Annotated in this window: 12 protein-coding genes; 4 read left to right on the top strand and 8 right to left on the bottom strand. The window is 72.9% G+C overall.

Translation table 11 applies throughout. The features are described from left to right. Positions 1-127: 127 nt before the first annotated feature. From ABZW17_RS23185 to ABZW17_RS23165, 5 genes are read right to left on the bottom strand one after another with little or no spacing between them, the layout of a single operon-like run. Positions 128-1,153, bottom strand: coding sequence for an ABC transporter permease (locus tag ABZW17_RS23185; RefSeq protein ID WP_354817669.1), 1,026 nt, complete (start codon positions 1,151-1,153; stop codon positions 128-130). Then, entirely contained in the window at positions 1,146-2,645 is a 1,500-nt protein-coding gene (locus ABZW17_RS23180) for a sugar ABC transporter ATP-binding protein (RefSeq protein WP_354817666.1), read from the bottom strand. The genes ABZW17_RS23185 and ABZW17_RS23180 overlap by 8 nt, the downstream gene beginning before the upstream one ends. 25 nt (positions 2,646-2,670) lie before the next feature. Next, complete coding sequence (locus tag ABZW17_RS23175; protein WP_354817663.1) at positions 2,671-3,738, bottom strand: sugar ABC transporter substrate-binding protein; 1,068 nt, start codon at positions 3,736-3,738, stop codon at positions 2,671-2,673. Continuing rightward, positions 3,735-4,505, bottom strand: coding sequence for an SDR family oxidoreductase (locus ABZW17_RS23170; protein ID WP_354817660.1), 771 nt, complete (start codon positions 4,503-4,505; stop codon positions 3,735-3,737). Before ABZW17_RS23170 ends, ABZW17_RS23175 begins: the two co-directional genes overlap by 4 nt. Beyond that, positions 4,502-5,815, bottom strand: a complete 1,314-nt coding sequence (locus ABZW17_RS23165) for an enolase C-terminal domain-like protein (RefSeq protein WP_354817657.1) — start codon at positions 5,813-5,815, stop codon at positions 4,502-4,504. The genes ABZW17_RS23170 and ABZW17_RS23165 overlap by 4 nt, the downstream gene beginning before the upstream one ends. 190 nt (positions 5,816-6,005) lie before the next feature. Here ABZW17_RS23165 and ABZW17_RS23160 point away from each other — a divergent pair, with 190 nt between their 5' ends. Both ABZW17_RS23160 and ABZW17_RS23155 read left to right on the top strand, forming a co-directional pair. Beyond that, positions 6,006-6,857, top strand: a complete 852-nt coding sequence (locus ABZW17_RS23160) for a fumarylacetoacetate hydrolase family protein (protein ID WP_354817654.1) — start codon at positions 6,006-6,008, stop codon at positions 6,855-6,857. Then, positions 6,854-7,693: an amidohydrolase family protein gene (locus tag ABZW17_RS23155; protein WP_354817651.1), complete on the top strand. Its 840-nt coding sequence runs from the start codon at positions 6,854-6,856 to the stop codon at positions 7,691-7,693. The genes ABZW17_RS23160 and ABZW17_RS23155 overlap by 4 nt, the downstream gene beginning before the upstream one ends. An 18-nt stretch (positions 7,694-7,711) precedes the next feature. On the opposite strand, the gene ABZW17_RS23150 is transcribed toward ABZW17_RS23155, so the two are convergent. Beyond that, positions 7,712-8,608, bottom strand: coding sequence for an SDR family oxidoreductase (locus ABZW17_RS23150; RefSeq protein WP_354817648.1), 897 nt, complete (start codon positions 8,606-8,608; stop codon positions 7,712-7,714). A gap of 105 nt (positions 8,609-8,713) precedes the next feature. On the opposite strand from ABZW17_RS23150, the gene ABZW17_RS23145 reads away from it, so the two are divergent. Beyond that, positions 8,714-9,298, top strand: coding sequence for a TetR family transcriptional regulator (locus ABZW17_RS23145; protein ID WP_354817645.1), 585 nt, complete (start codon positions 8,714-8,716; stop codon positions 9,296-9,298). Here ABZW17_RS23145 and ABZW17_RS23140 read toward each other — a convergent pair. Continuing rightward, positions 9,234-10,136, bottom strand: a complete 903-nt coding sequence (locus ABZW17_RS23140) for an SDR family NAD(P)-dependent oxidoreductase (RefSeq protein ID WP_354817642.1) — start codon at positions 10,134-10,136, stop codon at positions 9,234-9,236. The two genes, ABZW17_RS23145 and ABZW17_RS23140, sit on opposite strands and share 65 nt — an antisense overlap. A gap of 101 nt (positions 10,137-10,237) precedes the next feature. Here ABZW17_RS23140 and ABZW17_RS23135 point away from each other — a divergent pair, with 101 nt between their 5' ends. Next, positions 10,238-11,104 (top strand): helix-turn-helix transcriptional regulator, encoded by an 867-nt coding sequence (locus tag ABZW17_RS23135; protein WP_354817639.1) that lies wholly within the window; start codon positions 10,238-10,240, stop codon positions 11,102-11,104. A 38-nt stretch (positions 11,105-11,142) separates the two neighbouring features. Here ABZW17_RS23135 and ABZW17_RS23130 read toward each other — a convergent pair whose 3' ends face one another. Then, positions 11,143-11,664: a 2'-5' RNA ligase family protein gene (locus tag ABZW17_RS23130; RefSeq protein ID WP_354817636.1), complete on the bottom strand. Its 522-nt coding sequence runs from the start codon at positions 11,662-11,664 to the stop codon at positions 11,143-11,145. Positions 11,665-11,672: the final 8 nt, after the last annotated feature.

Here is an 11,672-nt window from a genome sequence, read left to right as displayed (position 1 = left end):
TGTAATCTCGTGTCGGATGGGAGGAGCTCGCGAGTCCGGTCTGCCGCGGCTCGTCGTGAGTGAGAAACAGTGTTCTAACCCTGTTTCTCACTCACGACAGGCTGCGGCAGCCGCTTTGCCGGGCGCTTCAGGTCTGCCGCTTGCCGCTGGTGATGCGGGACATCACCAGCGCGATGAGGATGATCGCCCCGTTGAGCGCGCCGATCCACTGGGCGGGCACGCCGGCCAGGGTCAGCACGTTCTGGATCATGTACAGCAGCAGGATGCCGGTGAAGGCGCCGAAGAGCGTGCCGCGGCCGCCGTTCAGGCTCACCCCGCCGATCACGGCCGCGGCGAACACCGTGAAGATGTAGCCGTTGCCCTGCGCCGCGGCCACCGAGGCCAGCCGGCCCGAGAGCAGCAGCCCGCCGAGCGCGGCCAGCACGCTCGCCCCGATCAGCACGATCCACACGATCCGGTCGGTCCGGATGCCCGCCGCCTTCGCCGCGTCCTCGTTGCCGCCGATCGCGTACAGGCTGCGGCCGAACCGGGTGTAGCCGAGCAGGACGATCCCGCCGGCGAACAGCAGCACGCAGATCCAGATCGACGCCGGGATCCCGGCCCACAGCGTGGTGCCGAGGTAGAGCATCGAGTCGGACATGCCGAAGAACGTCTGGCCGCCGGAGATGCCGGTCAGCAGGCCGCGCAGGACGATGAGCATGCCGAGCGTCACGACGAACCCGCTCAGCCCGAAACGGACGATCAGCAGGGCGTTGAGGGCCCCGACCACCACCCCGACGACCAGGACGACGGGGACGCCGGTCCACGACGGCAGCACCCCGAGCGAGTGGCCGCCTTCGATCGTCAGCCAGGCCGCCACGCCGGGCGCGAGCCCGAACGTCGATTCCAGCGAGAGGTCCATCTTGCCGACGACCAGGACCATCGTCTGGGCGAGCACCAGCAGCGCGATCTCCGACATCGTCTGCAGGATGTTGATCACGTTGTCGTACTGGAGGAACACCGGGTTCACCAGCTGGCCGACGACGGCGATCGCGACGATCCCCGGCACGAGCGCGAAGTCGCGCAGGCGGGCCAGCGCGATCCGCCGGGGCGGCCGGGCGGCGCCGGGTCCGGTCCGCGGCGGGGCGTCCACCGCGACGGGGCTTTCAGGCATCGAGGTCGACTCCTTCCATGGCGGCCACGACCTCGCGGTCCGGCCGGCCGGCGGGGATTTCGGTCGTGAGCCGGCCGTGCACCACGACCAGCAGCCGGTCGCAGAGGCGCAGGTCGTCGAGCTCGTCCGAGGCGATCAGCACCGCGGTGCCCGCCGCGGCGGCCTCGGCGACCTTGCCCAGGAGGAACTCCTTCGACCGGACGTCGACCCCGGCGGTGGGGGTGATCAGCACGAGCAGCCGCGGGTCGCCCGCGAGGGCCCGGGCCATGACGACCTTCTGCTGGTTGCCGCCGGACAGCGCGGAGACCGGCAGGTCCGGCCCGGGCGTCTTCACCGCCAGCCGCGTGATCAGCTTCCCGGCGAGCCGGTCCCGCAGGGCGGACCGGACGAAGATGCCCGGGCCGAGCCGGTCCATGACGCTCATCGTGGAGTTGTCCGCAATGGACATCTCGGGCACGAAACCCTGGTGGTGCCGGTCTTCCGGGACGAACCCGACACCCGCCGCCAGCGCCGACGGGACGTCGCCGGGCCGCGGCCGCCGGTCCCCGACGAGCACCGTGCCGGACGTCGGTCTGCGCAGCCCGGCGAGGGTTTCGGCCAGCTCGGTCTTGCCGCTGCCGCCCGCCCCGGCCAGGCCGACGATCTCGCCGGGCGCGACGGCGAACGAGACGTTCTCGAAGTGCGGGGCCAGCGTGAGGTCGTCCACCCGCAGCACGGGTTCAGTGCCGCGGCGGGCCGACGACGTCCGTTCCTGTGTGGTGACGGCGTTCTCGCCGGTCATCGCGGCCACGAGGCCGGCCTTCGGCAGCTCGGCGACCGGCGCGGTGAGGACGTGCCGGGCGTCCCGGTACACCGTCACCGTGTCGCAGATTTCGTACACCTCCTGGAGGTGGTGGCTGATGAACAGGAAGGTGACGCCCTGGCGCTGCAGTTCGGCGATGTGCCCGAACAGCCGGGTGATGGCGGCGCCGTCGAGCTGCGCGGTCGGCTCGTCGAGGATGACGAACCGGGCGCCGAACGACAGGGCCCGCGCGATCTCGACGAACTGCCGCTGCTCGACGCCGAGCTCGCGGGCCGGCCGGTGCACGTCGACGTCCACCGACCAGCGCTCCAGGAGCTCGGCGGCCGAGCGGCGCAGCGCCGCCCAGCGGACGAACCCGCCGCGGGTCTCCTGCCGGTTGAGGAACAGGTTCTCCGCCACGGACAGGTCGGGGATGATCGTCGAGCGCTGGTACACGCACGCCACCCGGGACCGCCAGCCGTCCCGGTCGGCCGGGGCCGGCGCCGGGTGCCCGTTCAGCCGCACGGTCCCGGCGTCCGGTCCGGTCAGTCCGGTGAGGACGGACACCAGGGTCGACTTGCCGGCGCCGTTGCGGCCGACCAGGGCGTGCGTCTGTCCGGGTAGGACGGTCAGGTCGGCGTGGTCCAGCGCGACCGTGGCGCCGTAGCGCTTGACCACCTGTCGGGCCTCGACGACCGGCACGGTGTTCATGTTCGGTTCCTCTCCGGAAAGCGCCTCAGCTCTTGCTGTTGCCCCACAGGGACGGGTCGTCGACCTTGACGCTGTGCACGGGCCCGAACGCGGCCCCGTCCGCGGTCACCAGCGGCGCGGCCAGCTGGTCCTCCATCAGGCCCTCGCGGACCTGGATGACGGTGCTGTCGTGGTCGGTCTTGCCCACGGCGGGCGTCTTGCCGTCGATGGCGTCCTTGACGTACTGCAGGGCGTACTTGGCGAACAGGTCGGCGGGCTGGGACACGGTCGCGTCCATCTCGCCGGCCCGGATCTTCGCGAGTTCCTCGGGGATGCCGTCGTTGGACACGATGAACACGTGCTTCGGGTCGCTCGCCGGGACAGCCAGGCCGCGCTGCTTCAGCAGCTGCAGCGTGCCGGACAGGGCGAAGCTGGACTGCATGTAGACGCCCTTGATGTCCGGGTTCGCCGTCAGCCGGGTCTGCAGCTTCTGGGCCGCGGTGTTGGCGTCCCAGTTGGTCGCCTCGCCGAACACCGTGATGCCCGGGAAGGTCTTCTTCATGCAGTCGTTGAACGCCTCGGTGCGGTCGCGGCCGTTGATCGAGGCGAGGTCGCCCTGCAGCATGACGACCTTGCCCTGGCCGCCGAGCTTGGTGCCGAGGAACTGGCAGGCCTTCTCGCCGTAGGCGCGGTTGTCGGCCCGCACGACCATGTAGACGTTGCCCTGGTCGGGCCGGGTGTCGACGGACACGACCGGGATCTTCTTGCTCGCCAGCTGCTGCAGGGTCGGGATGATCGCCGCGGTGTCCTGCGGCGCCATCACCACGCCCTTGACACCCTGGCTGATCATCGTCTGCACGTTGGCCGTCAGGTTGGCGACGTCGTTCTGCGAGTTCGTGGTCTTGAGGTCGAGGCCGAACTGGCCGCCGAACTGGGGCACGTACTTGATGTAGGCGTTCCAGAAGTCGGTGTCCGAGCGCGGGTAGTCGACCCCCACGACGGTTTTGCCGCCCGAAGCGGCGGTCGAACCGCTGCCACTGCATCCGGCCAGTGCGGCCGCGGTCAGGACGCCGGCGGTGACGACAGTCGCGGCGCGCAGGTGCTGGAACTTCATGACCTCTCCTCGTTGACAGGTTTCGGGCGGAGACGGAGGCCGGACATCCCGCCGTCCACGGCGAGATCGGTGCCGGTGGTGGCGCCGGAGTCCGGGCCGGCCAGGTAGCAGATCGCCGCGGCGACCTCCTCGGCGGTGACGAGCCGGCCGGTGGGCTGACGCGCGGCGAGCGCGGCCAGCTCGGCCGCGGGATCGTCGGCCCGCGCGAGCAGCCGGTCGATCCACGGGGTGTGCGCGGTGCCGGGGTTCACGCAGCACACGCGGATGCCTTCGGCCAGGTGGTCGGCGGCCATCGCGCGGGTGAGCGCGAGGACCGCGCCCTTGGTGGCGCTGTAGAGCGTTCGCTGCGGAAGCCCGGCGGTGGCCGCGATCGAGCAGGTGTTGACGATCGCCGCCGCGCCCGACTCGCGCAGGTGCGGCAGGGCCGCGCGGGCCACCCGGACCATGCCCACGACGTTGACGTCGAAGACGCGGTGCCACTCGGCGTCGTCGTTGTCCTCGACGGTTCCCTGCGCGCCGATCCCCGCGTTGTTGACCAGGACGTCCAGGCCGCCGAGGTGCTCGACCGCGGCGGCGACCGCGGCCCGTACCGACTCGTCGTCCGAGACGTCGGCCCGCACGCCGGTCAGCGGGGGCTCGACCCGGTCGTTCAGGTCGAGGCAGACCACGCGGGCGCCGCGCGCGGACAACCTCAGCGCGGTGGCGAGCCCGATGCCGGACGCGCCACCGGTCACGATCGCCCGGACGCCGTCGAACTCGCCGCTCACGCGACCACCACCGCGTCCCGCTGCCAGACCGGGCCGTCGGGGAACCGGTACTGCGCCACGGATTCGTCGTGCAGCCGCGCCCCGAGGCCCGGCTCGCGCGGGGCGAGGTAGCGGCCCCGCTCGATGCGCACCGGGTCGACGAAGTGCTCGTGCAGGTGGTCGACGTACTCGATGACCCGGTCGGTCTGGGTGCCGCTCACCGCGACGAAGTCGAACATCGCCAGGTGCTGCACCATCTCGCACAGCCCGACCCCGCCGGCGTGCGGGCACACCGGGACGCCGAACTTGGCGGCCAGCAACAGGATCGCGATGTTCTCGGTGACCCCGGCGACCCGGCTGGCGTCGAGCTGGAGGACGTCGATCGCCTGCGCCTGCAGCAGTTGCTTGAACATCACCGCGTTGTGGGTGTGCTCGCCGGTGGCCACCTTGATCGGGGCGACCGCCCGGCGGATCGCCGCGTGGCCGAGCACGTCGTCGGGCGAGGTCGGCTCCTCGATCCAGTACGGGTCGAACTCGGCCAGCGGGCGCAGCCATTCGATGGCCTGGCCGACGCCCCACGCCTGGTTGGCGTCGATGGCGATCCGGACGTCCGGCCCGACGACGTCCCGCGCGAGCCGCAGCCGGCGGACGTCCTCGTCGAGGTCGGCGCCGACCTTGAGCTTGATCTGGGTGAATCCGTCGCGGACCGCCTCCGCCGACAGCGCCGCCAGCTTTTCCGGGGAGTACCCGAGCCAGCCGGGAGTCGTGGTGTAGGCGGGAAAACCGGAGTCCAGGAGTTCGGCCTGGCGCGCCGCGCGGCCGGGTTCGGCGCGGCGGAGGATGCCGAGGGCTTCGTCGCGGGTCAGGGCGTCCTGCAGGTACCGGAAGTCGACCAGGTCGACCAGTTCTTCGGGCGGCAGTTCGGCGAGCAGCCGCCAGACGGGCTTGCCTTCGCGGCGGGCGCGCAGGTCCCAGGCCGCGTTGACGATCGCGGCCGCGGCCATGTGGATCGCGCCCTTGTCCGGGCCCAGCCACCGCAGCTGGCTGTCCCCGGTCAGCCGGCGGGAAAACGCGCCGAGGTCGGCGAGCGCGTCGGCGACCGGCATCCCGGCGACCAGGGGCACCAGCGCCCGGACGGCGGCGACCTCGACGTCGTTGCCGCGGCCGACGGTGAAGGCGAGGCCGTAGCCTTCGTCGCCGGCACTCGTGCGGATGGTCACGTACGCCGCCGAGTAGTCCGGTTCCGGGTTCATCGCGTCCGACCCGTCCAGGCTCAGCGACGTCGGGAAGCGCACGTCCACGGCGTCGATGGCGCTGATCACTTCGGCCAACGGGGCCACCTCTCATCCGGCGCAGACAACATATGTATGGCTACGCGCCGGTCCGCGGATTGTCCAGAGCCGGGCCGTAACACGGCAATAACGTGGACTTTGCGTAGTCGATGACTACTGGTTGTCGCTTTACGTATGACGACCGGTTCGATCTTTGAGCGAGACATCATATGTCTGTTACGGTTCCCGCATGCGCTTCCAACGCCTCGGCGAACCCGGCCGGGAGATCCCGGTCGTCCTCGACGGAACCGGCGCGGCACGGGACCTGCGTGCGCTGACGCCGGACATCGACGGTGCCTTCTTCGCCGCGGACGGCGTCGCGCGGGCCCGGTCGGCGGTGCGCGAAGGCACCCTCCCCGTGCTGGATCCCGCGGGGCTGCGCGTCGGCGCCCCGGTGGCCCGGCCCGGCCTGCTCGTCTGCATCGGGCTGAACTACTCCGACCACGCCGCCGAAACCGGCGCGGAGCCGCCCGCGGAACCGGTGGTGTTCCTCAAGGCCACCAGCACGGTCGTCGGCCCGGACGACACCGTGCTCATCCCGCGGACCAGCACCCGCACCGACTACGAGGTCGAGCTCGCGGTGGTGCTCGGCGGCCGGGCGCGGTACCTCGCGACGCCGGCGGACGCCGACGCGGTGATCGCCGGGTACACGATTTCGGACGACGTCAGCGAGCGCGGGTTCCAGCACGACCGCGGCGGCCAGTGGACCAAGGGCAAGTCCTGCGAGACGTTCAACCCGCTCGGCCCGTGGCTGGTCACTCCGGACGAGGCCGGCGACCCCCAGGACCTCCGCCTGCGGCTGGCCGTCAACGGGCAGCCGCGCCAGGACGGCACCACGCGGAACATGCTGTTCGGCGTCCGGCACCTCGTCTGGTACCTCAGCCAGTTCATGGTGCTGGAACCGGGTGACGTCGTGAACACGGGCACGCCGGCCGGGGTCGCCTTCGGGGCCAACGACTTCCCCTACCTGTCCGAAGGGGACGAAGTGACCGTGGCGATCGACGGCCTCGGCCGCCAGCACCACCGGATCGGCCGGGCGTGACCGGCCGGCGCGTCGACGCCCACCACCACCTGTGGCGGACCTCCGTCCGCCGCCACGCGTGGCTCGACGGCGACGACACCGCGGCGATCCGCCGCGACTTCACCCCGGCCGACCTGCGCGCGGCCGCCGCCGGCATCGACGCGACGGTGCTCGTCCAGGTCCTGCCGGACCTGGACGAGTCGATCGAGTTCCTCGCGATCGCCGCCGCCGAGCCGCTCATCGCCGGGGTGGTCGGCTGGATCGACCTCACCGGCTCGCCCGCGCGGGACCTCGAACGGCTGCGCTCGGCCCCGGGCGGCGAACTCCTGACCGGCGTCCGGCACCTCGTTCAGGCCGAACCCGACCCGCGCTGGCTGGAACGCGAAGACGTGCTGGCCGGGCTCGCCGCGGTCCGCGACGCCGGGCTGGTGTACGACCTGCTCGTGCGGCCCCACCAGCTCCCGGCGGCCACCGCGGCGGTCCGGGCGCTGCCGGAGCTCATCTTCGTCCTGGACCACCTCGCGAAACCGCCGATCGCCGCCCGGGCGCTCGAACCGTGGGCGACCGGCCTGGCCACGCTGGCCCGGGAACCCAACGTCGTCGCCAAGCTGTCCGGCCTGGTGACCGAAGCCGGCCGGCCGTGGCGGGCCGAGGATCTGCGGCCCTACACGGAAACCGCGCTCACCGCGTTCGGCCCGGACCGGCTGATGGCCGGTTCCGACTGGCCCGTGTGCCTGCTCGCGGGGACGTACGCGGAGGTCATGGACGCGACCGGCAGCCTGCTCGACGACCTGACCCCGGCGGAACGCGACGCCGTCCGCGGCGGGACCGCGACCCGCGTCTACGGGTTGCCCTGACGAGGCCGGGAACCGCGGCTACTCCCCCGAGTACGCGCCCGCCGCGAGGTCCTCGAGGAGGGTCGGCCCGGTCGGGGTCCAGCCGAGCAGCTCCTGCGTGCCGGTGCTCGTCGCCGCGAGGTCGAGGGCGAAGAACCCGCCGATCCACCCGAAGTGGTCCTGGACGGCGTCCGCCGGGATCGAGGCGACCGGCAGATCGAAGGCGCGGCCGATCGCCTCGGCGATCTCGCGGGTCGGCACGCCTTGTTCGGCGACCGCGTGCAGGCGGGCACCCGCGGGCGCCTTCTCGAGGCCGAGCCGGACCATGCGCGCGGCGTCGCCCACGTGCACGGCGGCCCAGCGGTTGGTCCCGTCGCCGGGGTAGCCGGAAACGCCCTGCTGCCGGGCGATCGCGGCGAGGACCGCGATGAACCCGTGGTCGCGGTGGCCGTGCACGGTCGGCGAGAACCGCAGGCTCACCGGGTGCACGCCGCGGTCGGCGAACTCGAGCGCGAGGTTTTCGCTGCCGCCGCGCGGCGAGTCCGGGCCGTGGAACGGCGACGCGTCGGCCTCGGTCACCGGACGGCCCGGCGCGACGCCGGCGATCCCCGACGCGAGCAGGAACGGGCGGCCGCTGCCGGACAGGGCCTCGCCGATGGTCCGGACGGCGCCGCGCTCGGCCGCGTTCGACACGGCCGGGTTCGCGAAGTCGTGCTTGTTCGCGAGGTGGATGACGGCGTCGGCCGCTTCCGCGCCGGCGCGGATGCCGTCGAGGTCGTCGAGGTCACCGCGGCGGACGCGGACGCCCTGCGCCTCGAGCCGCTCGGCGGAGGCGGCCGACCGGGCCAGTCCGCCGACCTCGTGGCCGGCGGCGAGCAGCTCGGCGACGACGGCGGAGCCGATCCAGCCGGAAGCTCCGGTGACGAAAACGTGCATGACGTGCTCTCCTTCGGGATGCGATGATGTCAGTGACCGACGTCAGCCGCTGACATCGCCACCCTACGCCTAGATGTCAGCCGCTGTCATCACTAGGCTGGCCGCATGGTGCGCTGGGAACCGGGAGCCCCGGAGCGGCTGCAGAAGGCCGCGCTCGAACTGTTCGCCACCCGCGGGTTCGAGCAGACGACCGCGGCGGAGATCGCCGAGGCGGTCGGCCTGACCGAGCGCACCTTCTTCCGCCACTTCAGCGACAAGCGCGAGGCGCTCTTCCACGGGCAGCAGGTGCTGGTCGACAGCTTCCTCGACGGCGTGACCGCGGCACCGCCGTCGGCGGCACCCCTCGAAGTCGTCGCCACCGCCCTGCGCTCGGCGTCGGCCTTCTTCCCGGCCGAGCGCCGCGCGCACTCCCGCCTGCGCCAGTCCGTGATCGACCGGAACCCCGCGCTGCAGGAACGCGAGCGGCACAAGCTGACCACCCTGGCCACGACGGTCGCCGCCGCCCTCCGCGCCCGGGGTGTCGACGAACTCGCGGCCACCCTGGCCGCGGAATCGGGTGTCACGGTGTTCGGGATCTCGTTCATCCGCTGGCTCCGCGAGGACGAGGACCGATCCCTGGCGGACATCACCGACGAGGTGTTCGCCGCACTGCTGAAGCTGGCGGGAGAAGTCCCGCCGGCACGCCGCTGAGCTCGGCGGACACGTCCCAGAGCCGGCCGGCCAGCACCTCGTCCCGCCCGTTCCGGCCCGGCCGGCCGACGACCGGACAGCCGCGCAGGCCGCCGAAGCCGCCGGGACCGACGTAGGCGTTGCCGGGAACGTCCTGCGTCGCGGCGTAGAGCACCGACAGGGCACCCACTTCGGGCGGGTTGGTGAGGAACCGGACCCGGTTGACGACGTTCGCGCGCGAGTGGGCGGCCAGGCCGGTGCGGGCGATCCCCGGGCTGGCCAGCACCGAGCGGACCACGCTGCCCTGCGCGTCCAGGCGGCGCTGCAGTTCGAGTGAGAACAGCACGACGGCGAGCTTCGACGCCCGGTAAGCGGCCATCCCGCGGTACGCGCGGGTGCGCCAGTCCAGGTCGGCCAGATCGATCCGGCCCTGGCGGTGCAGCTGGCTCGTCACGTGCACCACCCGGTCGGTGACGTGCCCGAGCAGCGCGGTCGTCAGCGCGAACGGGCCGAGGTGGTTGGTGGCCGTCTGGCGGTCGAGGCCGTCCGCCGTCCGCGCGGCCGGGACGTCCATCACCCCGGCGTTGTTGATCAGCACGTCGAGGTGGCCGGACCAGGTGCCGGCGAAGGCCCGCACCGAGCCGAGGTCGGCCACGTCGAGCGGCCGGACGTCGAAGGCGCCGGGCAGCCCCGCGACGGCCCGCCGGGCCCGGTCGAGGTCGCGCACCCCGAGCACGACCCGCGCGCCGGCCCGGGCCAGCGCCCGGGCGGTGAGCAGGCCGAGCCCGCGCCCGGCGCCGGTGATCACCACGGTCCGGCCGGTCTGGTCCGGGAGGTCGTTTTCCGTCCATTGGGTCATGCAGCCCAGTGAACGGACCGCGGCCCGGACGGGGAAGGACACGCGCAACCACTGACTCGCAGGTCGTGGCCAGGCAACACCGGAGTGGCGAGAATGAGCTCATGGACAGCACGTTCGACCCCGCCACGCTCGGCGCCTTTCTGCGCGCCCGGCGAGCGGCGCTGCAGCCTGAGGACGTCGGGCTGCCCCGGGGGCAACGCCGGCGCGCGCCGGGGCTGCGGCGGGAGGAGGTCGCGCAGCTGTGCAGCATGTCCGCGGACTACTTCGCCCGGCTGGAGCGCGGCGACGGGACGCAGCCGTCCGAGCCGATGCTCGCGGCCGTCGCCCGCGGACTGCGGCTCACCCCGGACGAACGCGACCACCTGTTCCTCCTGGCCGGCTACCGCGCCGCCCGCCGCGACCTGCGGGTGCGGCACGTGAGCCCCGGGCTGCTGCGCGTCATGGACGGCATCGCCGGCACGCCGGCCCAGATCATGGGCCCGCTGGGCGAGACGCTGCTGCAGACCCCGTCCGCGGTCGCGCTGCTGGGCGAGCAGACCCGGTACACCGGCCACGCCCGCAGCGCACCCTTCCGCTGGTTCACCGACCCGGCCGCCCGCGAGCGGTACCACCCCGGCGACCACGAGAAGACCAGCCGCGTCAACGTGGCCCAGCTGCGTGCGGCGGTCACCCGCGACGGCCCCGGATCGGCCGCCGCGGACCTCGTCGCGGCCCTGCGCGGCACCAGCGACGAGTTCGGGCGGTGGTGGGAACGCCACGAGGTGGGCCTGCGGTTCAGCGAGACCAAGCGGTTCGTCCACCCCGCGATCGGCCGGCTCGACCTGTACTGCCAGCTGTTGCTGGAACCCGACGAGGGCCAGTCACTGCTCGTCTTCACGGCGACGCCGGGGAGCGAAGACCGGGAGAAGCTCGCCTTGCTCGCGGTGCTCGGCACCGAGGAGTTCCCCGCCGGCCGCCGATCGCGATGACCCGCCGGGTCCGGGCGCCCACTGCGAAGTCCGCGCCGTCAGGCGGTGAAGGGCACCGCGGCGGCGAACGTCCACGGGCCGCCGACGTACCGCCACACGGTCAGGCCGGTCGCGGTCGCCGTGCGTGGCCCAGGGTCGCGCCGCACCGCCTCGAGTGTCTCCGCGGCGGTTTCCGGGGTCACCTTGTTCTGGACCGTCACGTGCGGCTTCAGCGGCTGGGCGTCCTGCGCGGTGAGCCACGCCGACCAGCGCGTCCGCAGCGCGGCGTGCACCCCCAGCAGGAGCGGCGACACGACGTCGAGCGCGACGCCGCGGCCGAGTGAGCGGGCACCGGCCACCGTCAGGGTGAACGGCGACACGCCGTCCGCCACCTCCGCGCTGTCCGCGAGGACCGCCGCCAGGTGCTCGCCCGGCAGGGCGTGGAACAGCGTCAGGTGAGCGTCGACGTGGAGCCGGTCCGGCGGGAACCACCGGCGGCGCAGGGTGTTCCACGCGGCTTGGGCGCGCTCGTCGACCGCCAGGGTGACCACCAGCGGCTCCGGGGCACTCGCTCGGCGCACCCGGCCAT

The organism is Amycolatopsis sp. NPDC004625 (assembly GCF_040609695.1).
Lineage (GTDB): Bacteria > Actinomycetota > Actinomycetes > Mycobacteriales > Pseudonocardiaceae > Amycolatopsis.
Note: the sequence above shows the minus strand (reverse complement) of the source record. Positions and strands in the feature narration are given on the sequence as shown.